At 67.7% G+C, this 23680-nt stretch carries 22 protein-coding genes; 7 read left to right on the forward strand and 15 right to left on the reverse strand.

The window, feature by feature from the left end:
- The first annotated feature begins 9 nt into the window (after positions 1-9).
- Together CupriaWKF_RS24210 and CupriaWKF_RS24215 are read left to right on the forward strand one after the other, a co-directional pair.
- Positions 10-822 (forward strand): SDR family oxidoreductase, encoded by an 813-nt coding sequence (locus tag CupriaWKF_RS24210; protein WP_276100989.1) that lies wholly within the window; start codon positions 10-12, stop codon positions 820-822.
- 64 nt (positions 823-886) lie between these two features.
- Positions 887-1861: a tripartite tricarboxylate transporter substrate binding protein gene (locus CupriaWKF_RS24215; protein ID WP_276100990.1), complete on the forward strand. Its 975-nt coding sequence runs from the start codon at positions 887-889 to the stop codon at positions 1859-1861.
- A gap of 31 nt (positions 1862-1892) precedes the next feature.
- On the opposite strand, the gene CupriaWKF_RS24220 is transcribed toward CupriaWKF_RS24215, so the two are convergent.
- The 8 genes from CupriaWKF_RS24220 to CupriaWKF_RS24255 all read right to left on the reverse strand — a co-directional run bounded on the left by CupriaWKF_RS24220 (position 1893) and on the right by CupriaWKF_RS24255 (position 12551).
- A complete protein-coding gene (locus tag CupriaWKF_RS24220; RefSeq protein ID WP_276100991.1) occupies positions 1893-2780 on the reverse strand; it encodes a carbohydrate ABC transporter permease in 888 nt (295 codons plus the stop codon).
- Position 2781: 1 nt separating this feature from the next.
- Positions 2782-3717, reverse strand: a complete 936-nt coding sequence (locus CupriaWKF_RS24225; RefSeq protein ID WP_276100992.1) for a sugar ABC transporter permease — start codon at positions 3715-3717, stop codon at positions 2782-2784.
- Positions 3714-4745, reverse strand: a complete 1032-nt coding sequence (locus tag CupriaWKF_RS24230) for an ABC transporter ATP-binding protein (RefSeq protein ID WP_276100993.1) — start codon at positions 4743-4745, stop codon at positions 3714-3716. The genes CupriaWKF_RS24225 and CupriaWKF_RS24230 overlap by 4 nt, the downstream gene beginning before the upstream one ends.
- 30 nt (positions 4746-4775) lie before the next feature.
- Positions 4776-6173, reverse strand: coding sequence for an extracellular solute-binding protein (locus tag CupriaWKF_RS24235; RefSeq protein WP_276100994.1), 1398 nt, complete (start codon positions 6171-6173; stop codon positions 4776-4778).
- 214 nt (positions 6174-6387) lie between these two features.
- Positions 6388-6825: a universal stress protein gene (locus tag CupriaWKF_RS24240; protein WP_276100995.1), complete on the reverse strand. Its 438-nt coding sequence runs from the start codon at positions 6823-6825 to the stop codon at positions 6388-6390.
- 105 nt (positions 6826-6930) lie between these two features.
- A complete protein-coding gene (locus CupriaWKF_RS24245; protein ID WP_276100996.1) occupies positions 6931-8322 on the reverse strand; it encodes an MFS transporter in 1392 nt (463 codons plus the stop codon).
- A gap of 134 nt (positions 8323-8456) precedes the next feature.
- Positions 8457-11897, reverse strand: coding sequence for an ATP-binding protein (locus tag CupriaWKF_RS24250; RefSeq protein ID WP_276100997.1), 3441 nt, complete (start codon positions 11895-11897; stop codon positions 8457-8459).
- A 6-nt stretch (positions 11898-11903) separates the two neighbouring features.
- Entirely contained in the window at positions 11904-12551 is a 648-nt protein-coding gene (locus CupriaWKF_RS24255; RefSeq protein ID WP_276100998.1) for a response regulator transcription factor, read from the reverse strand.
- Between the two features lie 442 nt (positions 12552-12993).
- On the opposite strand from CupriaWKF_RS24255, the gene CupriaWKF_RS24260 reads away from it, so the two are divergent.
- Positions 12994-13158, forward strand: a complete 165-nt coding sequence (locus CupriaWKF_RS24260; RefSeq protein WP_276100999.1) for a zinc ribbon domain-containing protein — start codon at positions 12994-12996, stop codon at positions 13156-13158.
- Positions 13159-13291: 133 nt separating this feature from the next.
- Positions 13292-13546, forward strand: coding sequence for a hypothetical protein (locus CupriaWKF_RS24265; RefSeq protein WP_276101000.1), 255 nt, complete (start codon positions 13292-13294; stop codon positions 13544-13546).
- 93 nt (positions 13547-13639) lie between these two features.
- Here CupriaWKF_RS24265 and CupriaWKF_RS24270 read toward each other — a convergent pair whose 3' ends face one another.
- Together CupriaWKF_RS24270 and folE are read right to left on the reverse strand one after the other, a co-directional pair.
- Positions 13640-14083, reverse strand: a complete 444-nt coding sequence (locus CupriaWKF_RS24270) for a BLUF domain-containing protein (protein WP_276101001.1) — start codon at positions 14081-14083, stop codon at positions 13640-13642.
- A 22-nt stretch (positions 14084-14105) separates the two neighbouring features.
- The gene (gene folE / locus CupriaWKF_RS24275) at positions 14106-14855 is read right to left on the reverse strand and encodes a GTP cyclohydrolase I (protein ID WP_276101002.1); all 750 of its coding nucleotides are present in this window, start codon (positions 14853-14855) and stop codon (positions 14106-14108) included.
- Between the two features lie 318 nt (positions 14856-15173).
- Here folE and CupriaWKF_RS24280 point away from each other — a divergent pair, with 318 nt between their 5' ends.
- Positions 15174-15338 carry an arsenite efflux pump ArsB gene (locus CupriaWKF_RS24280; protein WP_276101003.1) on the forward strand — a complete coding sequence of 55 codons (165 nt, stop codon included), beginning with the start codon at positions 15174-15176 and terminating at the stop codon, positions 15336-15338.
- Between the two features lie 38 nt (positions 15339-15376).
- On the opposite strand, the gene CupriaWKF_RS24285 is transcribed toward CupriaWKF_RS24280, so the two are convergent.
- The 3 genes from CupriaWKF_RS24285 to CupriaWKF_RS24295 are packed head-to-tail and all read right to left on the reverse strand — an operon-like array spanning position 15377 to position 19629.
- Complete coding sequence (locus CupriaWKF_RS24285; protein ID WP_276101004.1) at positions 15377-16636, reverse strand: arsenic transporter; 1260 nt, start codon at positions 16634-16636, stop codon at positions 15377-15379.
- A gap of 49 nt (positions 16637-16685) precedes the next feature.
- Positions 16686-18728, reverse strand: a complete 2043-nt coding sequence (locus CupriaWKF_RS24290) for a PBP1A family penicillin-binding protein (protein ID WP_276101005.1) — start codon at positions 18726-18728, stop codon at positions 16686-16688.
- A 10-nt stretch (positions 18729-18738) separates the two neighbouring features.
- Positions 18739-19629: an alpha/beta hydrolase gene (locus CupriaWKF_RS24295; RefSeq protein WP_276101006.1), complete on the reverse strand. Its 891-nt coding sequence runs from the start codon at positions 19627-19629 to the stop codon at positions 18739-18741.
- Positions 19630-19802: 173 nt separating this feature from the next.
- On the opposite strand from CupriaWKF_RS24295, the gene CupriaWKF_RS24300 reads away from it, so the two are divergent.
- Both CupriaWKF_RS24300 and CupriaWKF_RS24305 read left to right on the forward strand, forming a co-directional pair.
- Positions 19803-20045 carry a hypothetical protein gene (locus tag CupriaWKF_RS24300; protein ID WP_276101007.1) on the forward strand — a complete coding sequence of 81 codons (243 nt, stop codon included), beginning with the start codon at positions 19803-19805 and terminating at the stop codon, positions 20043-20045.
- A 158-nt stretch (positions 20046-20203) separates the two neighbouring features.
- On the forward strand, positions 20204-22177 hold the full coding sequence (locus tag CupriaWKF_RS24305) for a sigma-54-dependent Fis family transcriptional regulator (protein WP_276101008.1): 1974 nt from the start codon (positions 20204-20206) through the stop codon (positions 22175-22177).
- A gap of 7 nt (positions 22178-22184) precedes the next feature.
- On the opposite strand, the gene CupriaWKF_RS24310 is transcribed toward CupriaWKF_RS24305, so the two are convergent.
- Together CupriaWKF_RS24310 and adhP are read right to left on the reverse strand one after the other, a co-directional pair.
- Positions 22185-22583: a DUF779 domain-containing protein gene (locus CupriaWKF_RS24310; RefSeq protein WP_276101009.1), complete on the reverse strand. Its 399-nt coding sequence runs from the start codon at positions 22581-22583 to the stop codon at positions 22185-22187.
- Between the two features lie 10 nt (positions 22584-22593).
- Positions 22594-23622, reverse strand: coding sequence for an alcohol dehydrogenase AdhP (gene adhP / locus CupriaWKF_RS24315; RefSeq protein WP_276101010.1), 1029 nt, complete (start codon positions 23620-23622; stop codon positions 22594-22596).
- Positions 23623-23680 lie beyond the last annotated feature (58 nt).

Here is a 23680-nt window from a genome sequence, read left to right on the forward strand (position 1 = left end):
GACAAAAGCATGCAAGTCAAAGACAAGACCGTCGTCGTGACCGGCGCCGCCACGGGCATTGGCCGGGCGCTGGCCCTGGCATTTGCCCGGGCCGGCGCGCGCGGCGTGGCCATCGCCGACCTCAACGCAGCCGGGGCTGCCACGGTGGCGGCAGAAGTGCAGGCGGCCGCGCCGGACTGCAAGGTGTTCGGGCAGGCGGTGGATGTCGCCGATGCCGCCGCGGTGCAGGCGCTGACGGACGAGGCGACGCGCCGCTTCGGCCAGGTCGATGTGTTCTGTTCCAACGCCGGGATCATCCTGCGCAAGGGGCTCGACGCCAGCGCCGAGGAGTGGCAGCGCATCTGGGACATCAACGTCATGGCGCACATCCATGCGGCCAAGGCCGTGCTGCCGCAGATGCTGGAGCGTGGCGATGGCTATTTCGTCAATACCGTGTCGGCAGCGGGCCTGCTGTCGCAGATCGGTTCGGCGCCGTATGCGGTGACCAAACATGCGGCCATTGGCTTCGCGGAATGGCTGTCGATCACCTATGGCGACCGCGGCATCAAGGTGAGCTGCATCTGCCCGCAGGGCGTGCAGACCAATATGCTGTTCGGCGAGAACGGCGAGCGCAAGGGCTTCCTGCAGGAAGGATCGGTCACGCCCGAGCACGTGGCCGGCGCCACGATCGAAGGCATGGTCGACGAACGATTTCTGATCCTGCCGCATCCGGAGGTATTGGAATACTATCGCCGCAAGGGGCAGGACTATGATCGGTGGCTGCGTGGCATGCGGCGCCTGCACGAGAAGGTCATGCAGGAGTTTGGCGGTATCGCGGTGTAGTCCCGGATTTTCCGACCAGAACAGCCGGCGCCCACGCAGGTGCCGGCCAGCCAGGAGACCATCGATGCGAGTCAGTTCCCTTGCCGCGGCGGCGCTCGCCGCGGCCGTTGTGTTCAGTGCGCCCGCCGCGCAGGCGCAGGCCTATCCGAGCAAGCCGATCCGGATGGTGGTCGGCTTTCCCAGCGGTGGCGCGCCGGACACGCTGGCGCGCATTGTCTCCGAGAAGATTTCGCCCGCATGGGGGCAGCCGGTCGTGGTCGACAACAAGCCCGGCGCCGGTGGCAATATCGGCGCCGAGGCCGTGGCCCATGCGCCGGCCGATGGCTACACGCTGGCGATGGGCACGGTGGGCACGCACTCGATCAACGGTGCGCTCTACAGCAAGATGCCGTACGACATGGTCAAGGATTTCACGCCCGTGGTCCTGGTCGCGACGACACCCAATGTGCTGGTCGTGCATCCGGACGTGCCGGCGAAGAACATAGCCGAGCTGATCGCGCTGGCCAAGGCGAAGCCCGGTGGCCTGACCTTCGGCACTCCGGGCGTCGGGACCTCTCTGCACGTCGCGGGGGAGCTGTTCAATTCCATGGCCGGCGTGAAGATCGTCCATGTCCCGTACAAGGGTCGGGCCATGGCGATTCCGGACCTGCTCGGCGGCCATATCACGATGATGTTCGACAACCTGCCGTCGGCGCTGCCGGTGGTGAAGGAGGGCAAGCTGCGCGCGCTCGGCGTCACCAGCGCGAAGCGCTCGCCGTCGGCACCGGACATTCCCACGCTGGCCGAGCAGGGCCTGCCCGGCTTCGAGGCGGATTCCTGGTTCGCGATCTTCGCGCCGGCCAATACGCCGAAGGACGTGGTGGCAAGGCTCAACGCCGAATTCAACCGCATCTACTCGCTGCCGGACGTGCAGGCAAAGCTCAGGACGCTGGGGCTTGAACCGGTCCTTGGTACGCCCGAGAAGCTTGCCAGCTACCAGCGCGCGGAAATCGCCAAGTGGGCGAAGGTGGTGAAGGAGTCGGGCGCGAAGGCCGAGTGAGCCGGCTGCCACGCCTTGCCAGCGGGCGCGGCTATTTGATTGCGCCCACGGTGAAGCCGGTCACGAAGCGGTCAAGGAACAGGTTGTAGAGCAAGGCCACCGGCACACTGACAATCAGGCACGCCCCCATCAGCGATCCCCAGAAATAGACATCGCCGCGCACCAGGAACGTCGGCACGCCCACGCTGACCGTGTACTGCGAAGAGCTGGTGATGAAGGTGAGCGCGTAGACGAATTCCTGCATCACCAGCGTCAGCGTGAAGATGACCACGGTCAGGATGCCCGCCGAGGACAGCGGCACCACCACTTTCAGGAAGGCGCCGAAGCGGCTCAGGCCATCCATCATCGCTGCCTCTTCGATGTCGCGTGGGACGGCCTTGAAGAAGCCCATCATCAGCCAGGTGCAGAACGGCACGGTGAAGCTGGGATACACCAGCACCAGCGACCACAGCGAGTCCTGCAGCCCGAGCGCGCCGACGATGCGGGAGAACGGGATGAACAGGATCGTCGGCGGAATCAGGTAGGTCAGGAAGATGGCGATCGCCAGTTGGCGTCCATGCCTGCCAGACAGGCGTGCCAGGCTGTAGCCGGCCGGCACCGCCAGTGCCAGCGTGATGAGCACCACCAGTACGCCCACCAGCAAGGTATTGAGCAGCCAGCGCAGGTACTGCGTGTCGTGGAACAGTACGCGCAGGTTTTCCAGCGTAGGAGGCTGGTTGAACAGGAAGGGATTGTTGGCGGTGTTGATCAGGTCGTGGACGTCCTTGAAGGTCGTCACCAACATCCAGTAAAAGGGGAAGGCGCAGAACATGGCAAATGCGGCCAGCGTCACGAACACGAGCACGCGTGCGCCGCGCGCGCGCCAGCGCGGCGCGAACCATTTGCCCGGCTTGCCGCCGGTCGCGATGACGGCGGCCATGTCAGGTCACCTCGGTGCGGTGGGCCACGGTCAGCAGCAGGACCACGGCCGCCACCAGCAGCGGGAAAAGGAATAGCGAGATGGCCGCGCCCTCGGCCAGGTCGCCACCCTGGATCCCCGTGAAGAAGGCCAGGCTCGCCAGCACCTGCGTGGTGTCGTAGGGGCCGCCCCGCGTGAGCACGTAGATGATGATCATGTCGGTCAGCGTGAAGACGATGCCGAACAACAGGGCCACCAGCATGACGGGCATCAGCAGCGGCAGGTCGATGCGGAACAGGCGCCGCCAGAAGCCGGCGCCATCCATGGCGGCGGCGTCATGCAGGTCTTGCGGGATGCCCTGCATGCCGGCCAGGATGATCACCGTGGCCAGAGGCAGCAGGCGCCAGACATCGACCAGAATCACCGATGCCATGGCCAGCGTGGGCTGCCCCAGCCACACCGGCCAGACGCCGGGGCCGAATACGCCGAGCGCCTGCAAGGTCCAGTTGATGATGCTGTAGACCGGGTCGAAGATCCACAGCCAGCCGATCGACCCCAGCGAGATCGGCGCCACCCACGGCAGCAGGATCAGCAGGCGCACCAGCCATTTGCCGGGAAAGTCATGCGCCAGGGCCAGCGCGAGGACCTTCGCCAGCACGACCACCAGCACCTGCGATACCAGCGTGAAGACCAGCGCATTGCGCAGCGAGCGCCAGAACGTCGCGTTGTGCACGACGCGACGGAAATTCTCCAGGCCGACAAATTGCAGGGCGTGGCTGCCGACGGTGGCATCGGACAGGCTGTACCAGATCGACAGCAGGAACGGGAAGGCCAGCAGCAGTGCAATGTACAGCAGCGCCGGCGCCAGCATCAGAGTACCCAGCCAGCGTTCTTCCCATGGGGCGCGGGCGGCGCCGCCATGGCTGGCTTCCAGCGACGCGGGCAGATGGACGTTCATGGCGCAGCGGGATCGAGGCTCGCGCCGGAGCCGGCATTGAAGTGGTGCAGGTCGGCGTGCCGCACGGCAAAGCGGTGGCGCGTGCCGGCCTGCAGTGCCACGCTGACCGTGCAGGGGATGCGCGAGATGACCTTCACTGGCGGTTGTGGCGGTTCCAGCAGCCCATACACCAGGCGGTCGGAGCCCAGGTTCTCGATGCGGATGATGTTCAGCGGGTAGTCCTCCAGCGGCTCGCCTGCGGCGAAGACCTCGCGCGGCAGGAAATGCTCGGGCCGGAATCCTGTCTCCACCTTGCCCGCTGCAAGCAGGTTCATTGGCGGAGAGCCGATGAACGTCGCAACAAAGCGGTCCGCCGGCCGTTGGTAAACCTGGCCCGGCGTGCCGATCTGATGCATGCGCCCGCGGTCGAGCACGGCGATGCGGTCGCCCAGCGCCAGAGCTTCGACCTGGTCATGGGTGACGTAGATCGTGGTGGTGGCCAGGCGGCGCTGGATCTGCTGCAGTTCCTCGCGCGCCGAGGTGCGCAGCTTGGCGTCGAGGTTGGACAGCGGCTCATCCAGCAGGAAGGCCACGGGGTCGCGCACCACGGCCCGCGCCAGGGCCACGCGCTGCCGCTCGCCGCCGGACAGCTGGCGCGGCTTGCGTGCCAGCAACGGTTCGATGCCGAACAGTGCGGCCGCCCACCTGACTTTCTCGTCCACGGCCTGGCGCGGCATGTGCCGGGCCTCGAGCGGGAAGGCGATGTTGGCGGCCACCGTGAGGTGCGGGTAGAGCGCGTAGCTCTGGAACACCATGGCCATGTTGTGCAGGCGCGGCGGCAGGCCGGTGACGATGCTGCCGTTCACCAGCACGTCGCCGGAGGTAGGCGTCTCCAGGCCGGCGATCATGCGCAGCAGGGTGGTCTTGCCGGAGCCGGACGGGCCCAGCAGCACCAGGAACTCGCCTTCGCGCACGGCCAGGTCGATGCCGTCGACGGCATTGCCGCCGTCAAAGCGCTTGGTGAGGGCGTGTGTTTCGACCGTGGCCATGGTGCGCAGGCGCAGAGGCGGCGCTGGCGTTCATACCAGCCCCCTGGCCCGCCATTTGGCAAAGATCCGCTTGCAGGCGGCTTCGGCATCGCGGATGGCGTCCTCCGGCGAGGCGTCGCCGGTCGCGGCCCTTGCGAACATGGTGTTGAGTACCCAGGTGTTGAAGATCTCGTCGATGGCGGCGTTCGCATGGCCGGGATAGCCGACATTGGTGGCCTGCGCCATCAGGTTGCCAAGTACCCGGTACTTGGTCCCCGGCTTGGCCTTGGGGTCTTCATCGATCAGCTTCTTCAGGTCCGGCACGGTGCTGGCGAAGCACGGGAAATTGTAGAACTCGCTGGCCAGGAAGGCCTTGCGGAAGTTGTCGATGTAGTCCACCAGGAACTGCTTCGCGCCTGCGATGTTCTCGGCGAATTTCCAGATGACGTAGCAGTCCATCACGTGTTCCAGGCAAATGCGCTGCGCCGGGCCGCGCAGGGCCTGCGTCAGCCAGATGTCCGGCGTGACGGGCAGGTTCTTGTTCTCGCCCTCGCGCGTGATGGAGATGGCATTCAGGCATAGCGAGATCTTGCCCGCCAGCATGGCGCGGTTGTTCGAGGAGGGATCCCAGGCAAGTACCTCCGGCGTCATGGTGTCGCGGTACAGCGCTCGCACGTACTTGACGGCTTCGAGCGTATTGCGCGAGTTCAGCACGACATTGCCGCGCTCGTCCTGTTCCGAGCCGCCATACGCAAAGAGGATGGTCCGCATGGCCATGGCCGTGTCCAGTTCGGCGGACAGTCCGATGCCGACCGGGATGCCTTTCGACTGCTTGATCTTGCGCCCGGCCGTCAGCACATCGTCCCAGCTGTCAGGTGCTGCCATGCCGGCTTCATCCCAAAGATCCTTGCGGTAGTTGACCGGATCGGGCACGAAGCTGTCGGAGAAGGCGAAGTACTTGCGCGTCTTGGGGTTGAGCGTGCTGCGGACCGCCAGTTCTACCGGCTTGCCATGCTTGCGCTGGCATTCCTCATAGATCTCGCGGTGGTCGATGACCTGCTCCTCATACACAGGCGGCGGCGACAGGAACATGAAGAGGTCGTGCCCTTTCTGGGCCGAGACCTCGGCCGCGGCGCGCGTAGCCAGCGCCGGGATGCCGACATGGTCGACGATGACCTCGGTGTCGTGGCGCTGCCCCCATTCCTTGACATAGGTGCCGTCGAACCAGGTGTCGTAGCCCGGCACGAAATGGTTCCACTGCAGGATCTTCAGCGTCCGTCTGGCGGCGGCATGTACGGGACGCGGGCTGGCCAGCGTGCCAAGCTCGGCGGCCAGGGCAGCCGCTGCCGCCGCGTGCAGCACGCGGCGGCGCGCCGGGCTGGCGAGCGGGACCGTGGACGCGGGCCGGCGCAGATAGCGGGTTGTGGCAAGGCGTGTCTCGTTTTTCATGGCTGCCTCCGTGTAACGGAAAACAGGACGCGTGCGTCGGGTCCGTTCGGCTGCCCCCGGACAATGCAAGCGCCTGCCAGCCTGACTCGGTCAGGATGGAGACTGACGGGGCCGGCGCAATCCGTCGGTCCGGGGCTCGCGCATGGCAGGGAAGGCCACATACCGCTGCATGCTGCCGCGCATCGGAACGGCCCCCTCCGCGCTGCCGGTATCGTCAGCGGTACACCAGCACAGGGATGCGGCTGTGCGTGAGTACCTTCTGCGTCTCGCTGCCGATCAGCACCCCTTGCAGGCCGCGCCGCCCGTGCGATGCCATCACGATCAGGTCGCAGCCCTTTTCCACCGCGGTGTTGATGATGGCCTCGTAGGGATGGTCGTGGATGACCGCTACGGTGTCGCAGGCGACTTCCGCCGCCGCAGCCTCGGCGGCCATCGTGTCGAGGTAGTCCTCGACAGCCTTGGTGGCATCGCGCGCGTACTGGTCGCGCGTGCTGGCCAGCATTTCGACCTGGTAGGTGTAGGTGTGGAAATCGGGGATCACCTGGAGCGCCGTGACACGGGCCCCGGCGTCGCGGGCGAAGGCAATGCCCTGGCGGAACGCGGATTCGGAAAGGGGCGAACCGTCAACAGGGAGCAGCAGGTGCTGGAACATAGCAGCCTCCAGTCAAGCAAGGCGGCACTCCCCCCGGTCAGGTGCCGGGCGCCGACGTGACATAACCGGCGCCCTTGATCCAGTATAGGGCACGTACCGGGGACGTCAGGCGTCAGGTTCGGCGGTTGCCTGCGTGCGCCGGGCAGGTCCGGCATCGCGCAGCCGGCTCAGGCTGATTACCGCGCCCAGCGCAGCCATGCCCACCGCCACATAGAGCGCGGAGCGCGCGCCGCCGGTTTCATCCAGGCTGAACAGCAGTGCCACCACGGCCGTGCCGGTGGTCTGCCCGAGCAGCCGCGTGGTTGCCTGCGCCCCGCTGGCGCCGCCGCTGCGCGCGGGCGGCGTGGCACCGATCATGGCGCGGTTGTTCGGCGACTGGAACAGGCCGAAGCCAAGCCCGCACATCGCCATGCGCCAGGCGATGTCGAGGCTGCCGGCATCACGCCCGAGCAACGCCAGGCCGAGCAGGCCGGCCGCAAGCAGCGCCAGCCCGAGGCCCGCCAGGATGCTGGCGGGATAGCGGTCCGACAGCCGTCCCGACAGCGCCGCCATCAGCGCCACCGTCAACGGCCAGGGCGTGATCAGCAGCCCGGTTTCATGCAGCGACCGGCCCAGCTGGTATTCGAGAAAGAACGGAAGGGCCACGAAGGACAGCATCTGCGTCATGAATGAGCAGAACGAAGTGCCGACCGCCAGGGTGAAGGCCCGGCTGGCGAACAGGTCTACGGGCACGAGCGGTGCCGGACGGCCGTGCTGGCGCCGTACCAGGAGCCAGCCCAGCACGAACGTGACGCCTACGGCGGCCGCACCGGCGGCACGCAGGCCGGCATGGCCGAGGCCATCGACGCCCAGGATGAACAGCCCGAAGACCACTGCCGACAGCACGGCGCTTGGATAGTCGAACTCGCGCGGCTGGGGCGCCGTTTCGGGCAGCGCGCTGCGGCTGAGCGCCAGCGCGAAGATCGCCACCGGCACGTTCACCGCGAACAGCCATTGCCAGCTCGCCAGCGACAGGATCAGTGCCCCGAGCGAGGGGCCCACCGCCGTGGTCACGCCGACCACCAGCGCGTTCAGGCCGATGCCGCGGCCCAGGCGCGTGGGCGGATAGATGTAGCGCACCAGCGCCGTATTCACGCTCATGATGCCGGCACCGCCCAGGCCCTGCAGCACGCGCGCCGCCACCAGCATGGGCAGGTTGACCGCCAGCGCGCACAGCAGCGACCCGACGAGGAAGGTGGCCAGTCCGGCGCGGTACACACGCTTGTATCCCAGGATATCGCCCAGCGATGACAGCGGCAGCAGGCATACCGTGACGGTAAGCTGATAGGCGTTCACCACCCAGATGGTGTTCGACGGCTCGGCCTGCAGCTGGCGCGAGATCGAGGGCAGCGCGATATTGGCGATCGAACCGTCCAGCACGGCCATGATCAGCCCGCAGAAAACGGTGAGGATGGCCCAGGTGCGCTGCGGCTGGGGAAGGCCTTGATGTGGCGACATGCGGAAGACAGGAGCGGCAAACAAGGGCGGCAAGGCCGCGCCCGCGAGGCCGGGCACGGCCCCGCCATTATCGGCGCCTGGGGCGTTGCCCGCAAATGCGCGGAATGTGGTAAGCGCTTGTCAGCCGGCTGGAATCAGGGGCGGTCCTGCGCGCTTGCCGACGGGGCATGGCCGGTGTAGCGCTGCGCCAGCGTCTGCAATGCTTCGCCTGCGGCGGCAATGGCCGGAGTCCAGCGGTGCTCTCCGAGGCAGATCCGCTCGACTTCGCGGCAGTGCCCTTGCAGCGCGCGCTGCCGGACGATCCTGAATCCGCCCGCGGCGCGATGCGCCCATCGCTGCAGTGCCCGCACGTCCCTCTCGGCCAGGATTTGCGCAAGCTCGGGCAAGTCGGTCTGCAGTTGTTCGCGCAGCAGGCCCGTGTAGTGTTCCTGGTCGGCACTGGCGGCCTGCACCTCGTGTGCCTGCGTGGTGGGCAAGTCGCGCAGCGCCTGGCCAAGCTCGCGCAACGACGCGGGCTTGGTGATGTAGCCGCTGAAGCCGCGCTGCTGCCAGTCCTCGCCCTGCTCCTGTTGGGCAAGGGCGCTGAACGCGAGTACCGGCAGGCCGGGATGCAAGGCGCGCAGGGCATCCAGCAGGGCGTAGCCGTTCATGAACGGCATGTGGATGTCGGTCAGGACGGCATCCACATGGGTCGTTTCCGCGACCGCCAGTGCCTGCTTGCCGTTACCGGTGACGATGGGCCGGCAACCCAGGGCGCGCAGTTGTTCGCCGATCAGCGCCTGGTTCAGCGGATTGTCCTCGGCGACGAGGATGGTCAGCCCGGCGGAATCGGGCAAGGGCAACGACGCGTGCGCCGTGGGCGGCTCCGCGTCACCGGCCGCGGGCGACGATGCGGTTCCGTCCGGCGGGCCCGGCAGCGCGGATGCCACGCAGGCGAGCAGGGCGCTGTGGCTGAAGCTCGTCACTTCGAGGATGCCGGGTGCGCGTTGCCGGGGCCGGTGGGGGCCTTCCGGCGTCAGCCAGACCATGGGCGCGGAACTCAGCGCATGCAGTGCCGCGAACGCGTCCGGATGGTATTCCTCGGTGGCGACAATCACCTGCGGATGGTGGCTTTCCAGGTGTTCGCGGGCGGCGGCCAGCGATGCCAGCACGTGGGTTCGCCAACCCGCAGTGGCCAGCCAGGCTTCCAGGCATTTGCCGGTCCCGGTGTCATGGCACAGCACCATGACATTGCCGCGACGGGCGGGCATGACGCCGGGTCCGTTGCCAGCCGCCGCATCGTCGCCGGCTGGCGGCAATGGCACGGTAATGGTGAAGGCACTGCCCACGTCCTGCACGCTCTGCACGCCGATGCTGCCGCCCATCAGCTCGCACAGGCGCGCGCAGATCGACAAACCGAGACCGGTGCCGCCGTAGCGGCTGGCGGCGACGGCATCGCCTTGCACGAAGGGCTGGAAGACGCGTTCGCTCAGCGCGGGCGGCATGCCGATGCCCGAGTCGCTGACGCGGCAGGTCAGCGTATGCCGGCCCTGCGCGTCCGTTCCGTAGCTGCCGCTGAGCGTGATGCGGCCGCTCGTGGTGAACTTGAAGGCGTTGTTCAGCAGGTTATTGACGACCTGCGTCAGACGCATGCAGTCCCCGCACACTTCGCGGTCCAGTTCGGGGGCCAGTTGCAGGCTGAGCCGGATGCCGCGTTCCGTGGCCATGGGCGCGTAAGTCAGCGCCAGGCCTTCCAGCGCGTGGGCCAGCTGGAATGGCTTGCTCTCCAGTTGCAGCTTGCCGGCATCGATCTTCGAGAAGTCCAGGATGTCGTTGACGATGCGCCGCAGGCCGTCCGCCGCGGTGCCCAGCGCCTGCAGCCGCTGGGCGTGGCTTTCCAGCCCAGGGCTGCGCGCGAGCAGTTCGAGGTTGCCAATCAGGGCATTGAGCGGCGTGCGGATTTCGTGGCTCATGGCCGCGAAGAAGCGCGATCGCGCACGCATCATGGCCTCGGTGGCCTGCTGTGCCGAGCGCAACTGCTGTTCCAGCGCCTGCTGGGTGGTGACGTCCTGCACGGCACAGAACAGGACCTTGTCGTCGCGGTAGCGCGCGGGCGCATACGTGACCTGCAGGTAGCGCTGCGTGTCGCCGTCACCGCTGTCCTCATCGCTGTCGTCGCCGCGGCAGCCTGGCGCAGCGACGGTGAAGCGTGCGATCGGTGCGAGCTGCCCGGTTTCGGTGGACGGTGGCTGGCGTTCGAAGGCCTCCGTCACCGGCGCGGGCAAGGTGTCGACCCGGTCCAGCCGCAGCAGTGACTGCGCAAGCTGGTTTGATGTCAGCACCACGTAGTCGCGCTGCCGGACGATGCACAGGCCGACAGGCGTGGCGCTGACGAGGATCTGGTTCAGGATCTCGTTCTCCAGCGCGCGCGCCGCCTCCGAATGGGTCCGGCGCAGCAGCTGGCGGTCCCAGTAGCGCGCACTCAGAACGATGGCACCGATCAGCAGCAGCGCCACGCCGAGGATCACGGCCAGCGCGGGGGCAAGCGCCGGCACCAGCAGCGCGTACGGCAGGAAACAGACCAGCGTGCCGAACGCGGGCTTCAGTGGCTGCACCATCAACACGCCGCGGCGCGTGTAGTGCGACAGATTGCGCGGCTGGCGCCGCGCCTGCGACAGGATGACGCTGACCACCAGGCCTTCGGCCGGCAAGGCCGGGGCGGCAACGTCGATGGCCTCGCCGGCTGGATTGAGCAGGGCGAGCTGCGCCGGTTCTCCGGGGCCTTCGATCAGTGTCAGGAAGTCGCCGACCGGCACGCATGCGACAAGCAGTACGGTCGGTGTATCCCCCGAATATGCCGCCCCGACGCTCAGCATGACCATCGTGCCGGTCAGCGGATCCCGCACCGGACCGGCCCAGACCTGCTCGCTGCCATGCGGTAGCGCATGGCCGGTTCGGTCCAGCATCGCTTGCGTGATGGTGTCGCGCAGCGTGTCGATCAGCGCGGGACGGACCGACACCGTGGCTTGCGCGGCAGGTGGCTCCCGCATGAGGATGACCGCACTGTCGTTCTCAAGCGAAAGGACGTAGACCCGGTGGTCAAGGCCAAAGGCTTGCTGCGTCGCGAGCGTGCCCAGCGCAATCTGCTGCAGGCGTGCAAGCTGCGCGGGCAGGGAAGTGCCCCAGGCCCGCCGGGTCGCGGCCGCTGCCATCAGGTAGTAGTCATGTCCGGCGAGCGTGTCGGCAATGCGGGCAACGCCGGTCGCGCGGACGGCGGCTACCGTGGCCGGGTCCGGCATCTGTGCCAGACCCGCTTCACGGTAGCGACGCACGCCAAGGACGCTGCGCTTCAGGAAGGCGGCCTCGCTTTCCAGGCGCTCCGAGAGGGAGGCGGCATACCGGGCAACCTGGCTTTGCTGCAGGCTCAGGTGCTGGTCTGTTTCGAGCGCCGCGAGCACGATGCCGGCGAATACCACCAGCGCGATCAGCACGGCGATGGTCGCCGAGTACAGATGCTGTTGCCGGCGGGCATTGTCCGCGAGCGTGTCGAAGGCGCTCGCCAGCGACACGCGGGTACTGTCGAGGAGCTGCTGCATGGGCGCTCAGATCAGTCCGTTCTCGTAGGCGTAGCGGATCAGGCCGGTATTGGTATGCACGCCGAGCTTGCGCATGGCAACGGTCTTCTGGCTCGATATGGTGCTGACCGAACGCCCGAGCTTGGCCGCGATTTCAATGAGCTGCATGCCCTGCGCATAGAGCCTGACGACTTCCAGCTCGCGCGGCGTGAGATCGGTAGCGGGGGCATCCGCCATGGCCGCGTTGTCGAGAATCCTGCGTACGTAGGGCGAGTAGTAGGGGCTGTCGCTGCCCATGACATGGAGGCAGGCGCGCAAGGTCTCTTCGAGTTCATCCTCCTTGCTGACGAAGGCGCGCGCGCCTAGCTTGACGGCGCGCCGGATGATGGCCGCGTTCGACTGCGCGCTGACCACGACGATGCGCGTGCCGCGATGGCGCCGTGCCAGCCGGTTGAGCAGGTTGAAGCCATCCAGCGTGGCATCGCCGTGGCCCATGCAGAAGTCGGTGATGGCGATGTCGGCCGCTTGCGCGTCGAGCGCCTGGACCAGCCCGGAGCCGCTATTGCATTCGCAGGCGACCTGGAAACGTGCGGACCGCTGCAGGCAGTCGCGCAGGGCGGTGACGACCAGCGGGTGGTCATCGGCAATGGCCACACGTATGAGCGGTTCATTCATGGCCGACCTCCGGCCGTTGCGCGCGGATGGTGGTGCGCGCGCTTCGGTTCAAGGGGGAGGGCGGGGCGGCGGGGACGGGTACTGCGTTGCGACCGGCAGACGGGCGCCGGAAGATGCCTACAGGCAAGACACATTTGACAATGACCTCGGTAATTGTGGACGTCAACCGGCAAGGGCCGATTGAGACGAGCTATTGCATCACCACAATCCCCGAGATTCTGGCTATCTTATGTGCGCCGTTGAATCGTATTTCGGCTAGTTTCCTTGACGCTTTGAGGGTCGTCCAGCCTTGGGTTACACGAAAGCTGAGGCAGCGCAATCCTGAAGTGGCGTGGCGGGCGCTGCCGTGGTATCGGACTTGCCACCTTGCCGCGTACGCCTAGAATGAATTCGGCAACACGAACGATGCCTGTCGGCAAGTGTTGCCGCCCGGAGGTGCACCATGCCTGTCTACCAGTACCGTTGTGAAAAGTGCGGGCACATGTTCGAGCATACCGAGCATGTGGCCGAGCATGCGAGCGCACACCCCAGTTGTCCGAAGTGCGGCAGCCAGACGGTACAGCATGCACCCACGCCGTTCGTGGCGAAGACCGGGCGCAAGAGCTGAACCCCCGAAACAACAACTTACAGTGGGTCGATGCATGCCACCGGCATGCACTTCTTTTTTGCGTCGCGCCTCCTGCGTGACGCACGCTCCCGCTGCGCGCATGCGGCGATCTCATGACCTGACGGAGGATGCCATGGCTACGAGACCGTTTTCCGAATTTTCCGCTGAGGAACAGCAACAGTTCGCGCAGGTATGCAGGCAGATGGGAATGGTCCCCGACGACTTCGACATTACCGACGAGGTGAACGGCAACGCGCTGCGCCGCATCCGCGTGCGCCGGCTGAGCACCGAGGCCAGCAGCGCCTATGAAGCCGGCGCAGGCGGCGAATGGGTCGAGGAATTCGAGAGCGATCTCGAATGCGGCCTGTTCGGCCGGGTGACCGTATAGCGGAACGCGCCGACGCTCAGGCGGCGGCGCCCGCCGGCCGATAGCCGCGGCAAGATCCGACCTTCTGTGAACAGTGCGGTACGGAGCCGGAACTCAGGGCCGGCCCCGTTCGGCCGCGCGGGCCACGACCGATGCGCCGGCGCTCAATTCCCGGAGCAGCGCCAGCGAGGCCTGTCCGGACGTACAGAACGGGTCCAGTTCCGCGCGCGCGGAAAATCGCAGCAAGGTGGCGGTGTTGATGCGTGCGGCATTGACCTGGCCCATGGACCAGCCGGAGAAGTCGCGCTCGCAGATGTCTTCCAGGTGCAGCAGCACCACGTCATGGTGGCGCGGATCGCGCGCGATCGCCTGGAACAGGCGGGACACTTCCTGGCGCTCGCCTTCCAGCGCCTGCAGGAAGACGCCGTTGCCGTGGCATAGCACGCCGGTGATGCCGTGGCGCGGATTGCGTTCCAGGCTGGTGGCCAGGATGGCGTCGAGCATGGCGGCGTCGATCGCCTGGCGGGCACGGCTGGCATAGAGCAGGCGGACGAGCATGCTGGGGCTCCGGATGACGGCGCTATTTGCCGTTGCGGTTGAGCAGCGCGAGGAATTCGCGGCGCAGGCTGCCGTCCTTCAGGAAGGAGCCGCGCATCACGCTGTTGGTCATCTTGGCGTCGGTGTCGCGCACGCCGCGCCAGTGCATGCAGAAGTGCTCGGCCTCCATCACGATGGCCAGGCCATCGGGCTTCATCTTCTCCTGCAGCAGGTCGGCCACCTGGGCCACGGCTTCTTCCTGGATCTGTGGCCGGCACATGATCCATTCGGCCAGGCGCGCGTACTTGGACAGGCCGATCAGGTTGGAATGCTGGTTCGGCATCACGCCCACCCATAGTTTGCCGATGATCGGGCACAGGTGGTGCGAACAGGCGCTGCGCACGCGGATGGGCCCGACGATCATCAGCTCGCTGAGCTGCTCCACGTTGGGAAACTCCGTCACCGCAGGAGGCTTGGCGTAGCGCCCCGCGAAGATCTCCTTCAGGTACATCTTGGCCACGCGGCGCGCGGTTTCGCGCGTGTTGTGGTCCTGGTCCACGTCGATCACCAGCGCGCGCAGCACGTCTTCCAGGCGTGCCTGCACTTCTTCCTGGAGCGCGTCGAGCTCGCCCGGCTCGATATAGCGGGCGATATTGTCATTGGCATGGAAGCGTTCCCGGGCGGCCAGCAGGCGGGAGCGGATACGGTCCGATACGCCTGGCTCGCCGCGCCCCGGACCGGCGTCGCCGGGTGCCTTCTTTGCGCCGTGATGCGCCGCATCCTTGTCTGTCATGGGAAGCCGCTTCAATAGAAAAAGGGGCGGATGGCGCCGCCCGCCTTGCCCGCCGGCGTGGTGCACCGTGCTCCACTATATGGCAGATGGCCGGCCCCCACAACCTGCGGCGCGGCGCGCAAGCGATGTGCGGTGCACACGGCGCGAGGCCTTCATGAATTGTTGATGACAACTCTCAAGTCCGTCACGCAAGCCGCCGACAAGCGCACATAATTCCCGAACCGCGGCGCCAGACAGGCAGCGGTTCTTCCCCCCGACGGGCCATCTTCCAGGGACCAGCCAGTGATCTTGCCGATTGCGTTTCCGTGCAGCAGCCTGATGTTGCTATATGTCGCCACGGTGCCGCTGCCCCAGCCCACGATGGAAGCGGACGTCGTGGAACATCATGGGCGCGCCGTGCGCGTGAGCGCGCCGCGCCTGCGCTGGCAGGGGGCGCTGTCGCAGCGCGCTGGCAGCCCGGTCCAGATTGACGCTCAGGGCTGAAGCCGCGCACCGCCGGAGCGCCGGAGCGCCGGCAGCGCTCAGCGTACCAGTGCCAGGATCGCGAGCGTCGGCACCATGGCTGCCGGCATGACAATCGCGCCGAGCCGCAGGAACTGGCCGGCGCTGACCATATGTCCGTCCCGCCGCAGGGCAGTCAGCCAAAGCAGCGTGGCCAGGGATCCGGTCGCCGACAGGTTCGGCCCCAGGTCGATGCCCACCAGCACCGCGCCAGTCACCGCGTTGGACGCATGACCCGCCGCCAGCGCCGATGAGGCGATCAGCCCCGCCGGAAGGTTGTTGGCGACGTTGCCGCCCAGTGCCACTGCCGCGCCGATGCCCGCAAGCCCGGCCAGGCTGTCGTGTTGCGAGGCTGCCTGCACGATGCCGGCGAGCCAGTGGATGACGCCGGTAAGTTCCAGCGCCGCCACCAGCACGAACAGCCCGGCCACCATGGGCAGCACGCCCCAGGAAATCTCGCGCAAGGCCGGCCCCAGCAGGTCGCGCCGCGTCGCGCACACCAGCAGCAGCGTGGCCGCGCCTGCCGCGCACGTGGGCCAGCCCAGGTCGCTGCCGCGCAGCGAGGCGATCAGCAGCGCCAGCCCGGTCAGCACAATGCCAATCGCCGTCAGCCACGCCTGCAGGCTCAGCGGCGGTACCGGCACGTCGCAGTCGATGCGCTCGGCCAGCGCCGTGCGCTGCGTCCAGTACAGCGCCGCCAGCGTGGCCACCACGGCCACCAGCGATGGCAGTGCAAAGTGGGCCAGCCAGCCGGCCAGCGGCGGCATGCGCGTGCCGAAGATCACGAGGTTGGCCGGATTGGAAATCGGTAGCACGAAGCTGGCCGCGTTGGCGATGAAGGCGCAGGCGAACAGGTGTGGCAGCGGGTTTTTCACCCTGGCCGCACGCGTGGCGGCCAGCACCGCGGGCGTCAGCACCACGGCGGTGGCGTCGTTGGACATGAACGCGGTGACCAGCGTGCCGAAGCCATAGACCAGCAGGAACAAGCTGCGCGCCGAACCGCGCGCGCGCCGCACAGCCAGTGCCGCCACATGGTCGAACAGTCCCGTCTTGCGCGCCAGTTCGGAGATCACCATCATGCCGGCCAGGAACAGGTAGACATCCAGGCCGCGCGCGACGGCGGCCAGTGCGTCGGGCACGGCCAGCAAGCCGCTCAGGCAAAGCAGCACGGCGCCGGCAACGGCCCAGAACGCCTCGGGCAGGCGCAGCGGCCGCATCAGCACGCCGGCCGTAGTGAAGGCGGCGATCGACCAGATCCATATCGCGTTGACGCTCGACATTGTGGTTCTTGTTGTTGGGGGATGAGTGGAAGGCGATCTGGCGCGCCGGCTACAGGCTGGTCCGGTCGTCGCGCACGCCGGGCGTGGCGGCCTGGCCGGGCAGGCCCACGGCTTCGCTGGTGACGGGGGCGGCGGAAGTGTCCTGTGCCGACGCCGGCGCGGGCGGCGGTGCCGGGAATCCCAGCGAGGCAATCCCCTGATTGCCTTCGGCGTACTCGGCATACATCCAGTCACCCGCGCTGCGCACGACACCGGACGGCGCAGCGGCATCGCGCGCAGGGATGCCTGCGAGCCGGCCTTCCATATACGACGCCCAGATCGGCAGCGCCGTGGTCGCGCCGAATTCGCGGGCACCCAGGCTGTGGTTATCGTCAAAGCCCATCCAGGCCACCGTGACCACGTTGCCGGCATAGCCGGCGAACCAGCCGTCGGCAGCGTCGTTGGTGGTGCCGGTCTTGCCCGCGACATCTTCCCGGTGCAGGTAGCGTCGAACGCCCGTGCCGGTGCCGTCATCCACCACGCTGCGCAGCAGGCTGTCCATCACGAAGGCATTGCGTTCGCTGATGACGCGCGGCGGCTGCGCACCGGTGTCGGCGGCAAACAGCACATTGCCCTCGCTGTCGGTAATGCGCGAGATCAGGTATGGCTCGACGCGATGGCCCTGGTTGGCGAACACCGAGTAGGCCGCCGCCAGCCGCAGCGGCGACGTCGTGCCGGTGCCCAGCGCCAGCGGCAGGTAGCGCGGCAGCCGCTTGGGCGAAAAGCCGAAGCGGCTGGCGAATTCCACCGCGTACGGAATGCCGATGGTCTGTAGCGTGCGGATGGCCGGCAGGTTGCGCGAGTCGGCCAGGGCCTGGCGCACCGTGACCGCGCCCAGGAAGCGGCCGTCGTCGTTGGACGGCTGCCAGCGCGAGCCGTTGCCCAGCGGCGCATCGTTGATCAGCGTGCCCGGCGACACGCCGCGTTCCAGCGCCGCCGCATAGATAAAGGGTTTGAAGGTCGAGCCCGGCTGTCGCAGCGCCTGCGTGGCATGGTTGAAGCGATTGGTGGCAAAGTCGGCGCCGCCGACCATGGCCTCGATGGCACCCGTGTCGCCATCCAGCGAAACCAGGGCTGCCTGCGGCCCGCTGTCCGGACCGGCGAGTCGATGGCGCCGCCCGTATCCGTCCAGGCCGCGCCGCACGGCGTCGTGGGCCATGGTCTGCCGCACCGACGACACCGTGGTGTAGACGTTCAGGCCGCGCGTGTAGGCTTCATCGCCGAACCGGTCGCGTGCCAGCTGGCGCGCGAGTTCCGCGACATATTCCGCGTGGCCGGCGAACTGGCCGGCACTGTCGGGGGCAATCTCCAGCCGGGCGGAGCGTGCTTCGCGGTACTGGTCCTGGCTGATCATGCCGAGCGCCAGCATGCGCCCGAGCACGTATTCCTGGCGGCGCTTGGCGCGCGTGAAGTTCGCCACCGGGTTGATGGTGGAGGGCGCCTTGGGCAGCCCTGCCAGCATGGCGGTTTCGGCCAGCGAAAGCCGGTCCAGCGGCTTGCCGAAATAGGCGTGGGCCGCGCTGCCAAAGCCGTAGGCATGCTCGCCCAGGTAGACCTGGTTCATGTACACCTCGAGGATGCGGTCCTTCGAAAGCGTACGGTCGATCTTCCAGGCCAGCAGGATCTCGTACCACTTGCGCGCGAGCGTCTTCTCGCGCGACAGGTAGAAGTTGCGCGCCACCTGCATCGTGATCGTGGAGGCGCCCTGCGCATAGCCTCGGCCCAGGTTGGCCAGCGCGGCGCGGAAGATTCCCGGGACGTCGATGCCGTCGTGCTCGTAGAACTGGTCGTCCTCGGCGGCAAGCAGCGCCTGCGTCATCTGGCGCGGCATCTTCTCGAACGGGATGAATTCGCGGTGCTCGCTGCCGAACTCGCCGATCTGCACGTTGTCGCTGGTGAAGATCCGCAGCGGCACGTCCGGGCGGTACTCGCGCAGCGCATCGACGGGGGGAAGCTGCCGCAGGCTGACGACCGCGGCGAAACCGGCGAGCAGCACGCCGGCCGCAGCCAGCGCCAGCGCGGCGCCGCCTGCCTTGACTGCAAATTTTTTCATGCGCGCAATTCTAGCGGAACCGGGCCAGCGGAAGCGGCACACCTGACTCGTCGTGGTCCGGCGGCGGGGTGCGCGGGGTGTCGGGGAGGGGATCGTGCTGCACCTGGCGCGCGAACTCGCACAATGCCAGCCAGGTTTCCCGCCGCTCGACAATGGTGAAGTGATCCGTGCCGGGCATGGTCTGCAGCGTTACCGGACCCGGCCAGGCGGCGACCAGCCGTTCCGAGCAGGCATGCGGCACCACGTCATCGACCTCGGCCAGCAGCACCTTGGTGCTTTGCACCACTTTCTTGCAATGTGAAATGGAATCGAAATGGTGGCGCATCAGCTGCCGCAGCGGGACCAGCGGAAAGCGCTGGCGCACCAGTTCCAGCATCGAGTCATAGGGCGTGATGAGCTGCAGGCTTTCAAAGTCCTGCAGGTCGGCAAGCTGGATCGCCACGCCAGTGCCCAGGCTGCGGCCCACGACATGGGCCCGCGTGCCGGGGAAGATGCGGCGCAGGTGCAGCAGGAACTGGCTGGCGTCGGCGACGGCGGCGGCCTCGGTGGGCTGGCCGTCGGAATGTCCGAGTCCGCGGTAGTCGAAGGTTGCGAAGCCCATGCCGGGCGGCAGCCAGCAAGCATATTGCAGCGTTTCGAGCACATCTTCGCCACGGCCTGGCAGGTAGAACAGGAGGTCACGGACCGTGTCGCCTGGCGCGTGGTAGATGTAGCCGCGCAGTACACCGCCCGGCACCAGGTGCGAATAGCTGATGATACCGTCGGGCAGGTCCCGCGGAGGGCGGCGGCGTGCATCGAACAGCAGGCGCCCCTGGTTGACGCTGAGGTAGGTCCAGTAGCAGGCAAAGCCGCTCGCGGTCACCAGCGTGGCGGCCAGCGCGCGGCGCATGAGGGATGACATGTCTGGGTCCGGAATCCGTGGCGCTCTGGGAGCACAGCGGACTTGGCCCCCTGGGTGGAGCCTAACCGATTTTCGCGCCAGTCGGGATGAGTTCCCATGCCCGCCGGTTCAGTTCTTGTACGATACGGCTCAGAAGGCCGCGCCACCCCAGTGCGCAGGCAGGAGCCCCAGGCATGAGTGAACAGAAGCACGAACAACTGCGCGCCGAAGAGGCGCAGGCCATGCAACGCGTGGTCGACGCGACCCGCCAGGTCCAGGTCGCCTTTGCGGCGCTGCAGTCCCAATATCCCCCGCAAGGCAGCGGCAAGCCCTCCAAACTTGCGCTGCAGACGTTCGACGCTGCGCTGCAGGCGTTGGAAGATGCTCAGGCGACATTCGACGAAATCCTGAACGACCTGCTCGACGAGGCACGGTAACGCCGCGCCGGGCAGGCGCAATCCCGGGGCAGCGTGTGATATGGTTGCCGGACAAAACGCCGCCGCGGCCGCCGCCGGTTCTTCCGGCCATGCGCGAGCCTCGGGACGGCGTGGCCCCGGCTGCACGGCACGGGTGCCGCTACCGGAGACCCGTTGCCATGCCTCGTGCCGACAGCCAGGGCGCTGCCCGTTTTGCCCTTTCCCATGCCGCATCGCTGGCCGATGCCGGCGCAACGGACAGCGACCGCCCCGGACTGATCGCACGCGCGCACGCCCGCTCGGCGGAATTCGGCCTGGACGAGCGCCTGCTGCCCGAATACCAGCCACTCGGCGCGCGCGCGCTGCACGCGCTGGTTGACAGCAATCGCGCCCTGTACTGCCACGCCTTGCCGGTCATGGAGACGCTGCACGCACAGATTGCCAATACCGACAGCATGGTGCTGCTCACGGACCGCGCGGGGGTGATCCTGCATAGCCTGGGTGACAGCGAGTTCGCCGCCCGGGCCCGGCGCGTGGCGCTGGCGCCGGGCGAATCGTGGTCCGAACTGAGCAAGGGCACCAATGCCATCGGGACGGCGCTGGCCGAGGCCCGGCCCACGGTGATCCATGCCGGCGAGCATTTCCTGCGTGCCAACCACCAGCTCACCTGCTCGTGCACGCCGATCATCGGGCCCGGCGGCGAGACCCTGGGCGCGCTTGACGTGAGCGGTGACCAGCGCGGCTTCCACAAGCACACCATGGCGCTCGTGCGCATGTCCGCGCAGATGATCGAGAACCACCTGTTCGCCAACCACTACACCGATGCCGTGCTGGTGCGTTTCCATGCGCGCCCGGAATTCGTCGGCACGCTGTTCGAGGGGATGGCGGCCTTCGCGCCGGATGGCAGCTTCCTTGGCGCCAACCGCAGTGCGCTGTTCCAGTTCGGCCTGCCTCCCGACCAGCTGATGGCTGGCGGCTTTGGCGGGCTGTTCGGGCAGCCGGTGGCGCGTGCCATGCAGGCGCGCGGCCAGGCCGCAGGGCACCTGCAGACCCTGGCGCTGCCGAGCCGCGTGCAGGTGTTCGCCCGTATCGAATACCTGCCGTCGGCCGCGCCCGCGCCTTCCGCGTCGGCACCGGACACCCCGGCCGCATTGCCGCCTGCGCTGGCGAGGCTCGACACCGGCGATGCGCGCGTGGCCGCCGTCCTGCGCCGCGTGCACAAGGTCAGCGGACGCGATATCCCGATCCTCGTGCACGGCCGCACCGGGACCGGCAAGGAGTGGCTCGCGCGGGCCATTCATGCGGTATCGCCGCGCAGCGGCGGCCCGTTCGTGGCGGTGAACTGCGCGGCGATCCCGGAATCGCTGATCGAGGCCGAGCTGTTCGGCTACGAGGACGGCGCCTTTACCGGCGCGCGCCGTCACGGCAGCACGGGCAAGGTGACGCAGGCCGACGGCGGCACGCTGTTCCTGGATGAAATCGGCGACATGCCGCTGGCGCAGCAGGTGCGCCTGATGCGCGTGCTGCAGGAACGCGCGGTCACGCCGCTCGGCGGCTCGCGTGCGGTCGCGGTGGATGTCCGCATCGTATGTGCCACGCACCGCGACCTGCGCGCGATGATCGCGGCAGGCACCTTCCGCGAAGACCTCTACTACCGCATCAACGCGCTCATGGTCACGCTGCCGGCCCTGAGCGAGCGCAGCGACCTGCAGGTGCTGGTGGCGCGCACCCTGTCGATGCAGCAGGCCGAAGCCGGGCCGCAGTGTCCGCAGCGCGTGTCCGACGCGGTCATGGCGCGCCTGCGCGCGCATGCATGGCCAGGCAACCTGCGCCAGATGGCCAACGTGCTGCGCACGGCGGCGATCATGGCGGAGGGCGAGGATGAGATCCGCTGCGAGCACCTGCCCGAGGAATTCGCCGACGAGATCGCCAACGAGATTGACGACGAGATTGCCAACGAGATCGCGGCACCCGTGCCGGCCACGGACGCGGTTGCGTTGCCACGGCCGTCCGCGCAAGGACGCATGCGCGACTGGGAGGCCGGCCTGATCCGCCAGGCGCTGGCGCGCCATGGCGGCAACGTCAGCCTGGTAGCGCGCGAGCTGGGCGTGTCGCGCAATACCATCTACCGGCGCCTGCGCGGCGCGCCGTAGCGCAGCGCTACAAGGCAGGCTGCATGGCAAGCCGCGCGGCCTCTTCGTCGCTGAACAGTTCCGAGCGCGTCAGGAAACGCTGACCGGTCCCGCTTTCCAGCGAGAACATGCCGCCCGCGCCCGCCACGACATCGATCACCAGTCGCGTGTGCTGCCAGTACTCGAACTGCGCGCGCGTCATGTAGAACGGCGCGCCGCCGATCTCGCCAAGGCGGACGTCGGCTTCGCCGACGATCAGGTCGCCAGCGGCGAAGCACATCGGCGCGCTGCCGTCGCAGCAGCCGCCGGACTGGTGGAACATCAGCGGACCATGCCGCGCGCGCAGCGCGTCGATCAGCGCCAGCGCGGCCGGGGTGGCGACGACGCGGGGCACGGGATCCGCAGTGTCGGCGTGGGCTCGCGGCATGGTCGCTGCCTCAGCCCGCCAGGTCGAGCACCACGCGGCCCTCGACCCTGCCTTCGCGCAGCCGGTTGAGCACATCGTTGACGTCTTCCAGCTTCGCCGTCGAGACCGTGGCCTTCACGTCGCCGTGCGCGGCGAAATCGAGCGATTCCTGCAGGTCGCTGCGCGTGCCGACAATCGAGCCCCGGATGGTGATGCCCTTGAGCACCACGTCAAAGATCGGCGTGCCGAAATCGCCGGGAGGCAACCCGTTGAGCGCGATGGTGCCGCCACGCCGCACCATGCCGATCGCCTGCGAGAATGCCTTGGGCGAGACCGCCGTGACCAGCACGCCATGCGCGCCGCCGATTTCCTTCTGCAGCCACGCGGCCGGGTCCGTGTCGCGCGCGTTGACCGCCACCTCCGCGCCCAGCCTGCGGGCCAGCTCGAGCTTGGTATCGTCGATATCGACCGCGGCCACGCGCAGGCCCATGGCCCTGGCATACTGCACCGCCACATGGCCCAGGCCGCCGATGCCCGAGATCACCACCCACTGGCCGGGACGCGTGTCGGTGACCTTGAGGCCCTTGTACACGGTGACGCCGGCGCACAGGATCGGCGCGATCTCGACGAAGCCCACCTTGTCGGGCAGCAGGCCCACGTAGTTGGGATCGGCCACGACATACTCGCCATAGCCGCCGTTGACGGAATAGCCGGTGTTCTGCTGCTTTTCGCACAAGGTTTCCCAGCCCTGCAGGCAGTGCTCGCAGTAGCCGCAGGCGCTGTACAACCACGGAATGCCGACGCGGTCGCCTTCCTTCACGCGGCTGACGCCGCTGCCCACGGCAGATACGTAGCCGACGCCTTCATGGCCGGGAATAAAGGGCAGCGTAGGTTTGACCGGCCAGTCGCCGTCGGCGGCGTGCAGGTCGGTGTGGCAGACGCCGGAGGCCTCGATCTTTACCTGGACCTGGCCCGGGCCCGGTTGCGGCACGGGTACTTCATCGATCGTGAGCGGCGCGCCGAATGCGCGCACCACCGCAGCTTTCATCATCGCTGGCATATCGACTCCTGGTTGGATGCGGTGCCCGGGGAGGGGGCACCGCTACGATCATGGCACG

The sequence above is a fragment of the Cupriavidus sp. WKF15 genome, from assembly GCF_029278605.1.
In the GTDB taxonomy this organism is placed as follows: domain Bacteria; phylum Pseudomonadota; class Gammaproteobacteria; order Burkholderiales; family Burkholderiaceae; genus Cupriavidus.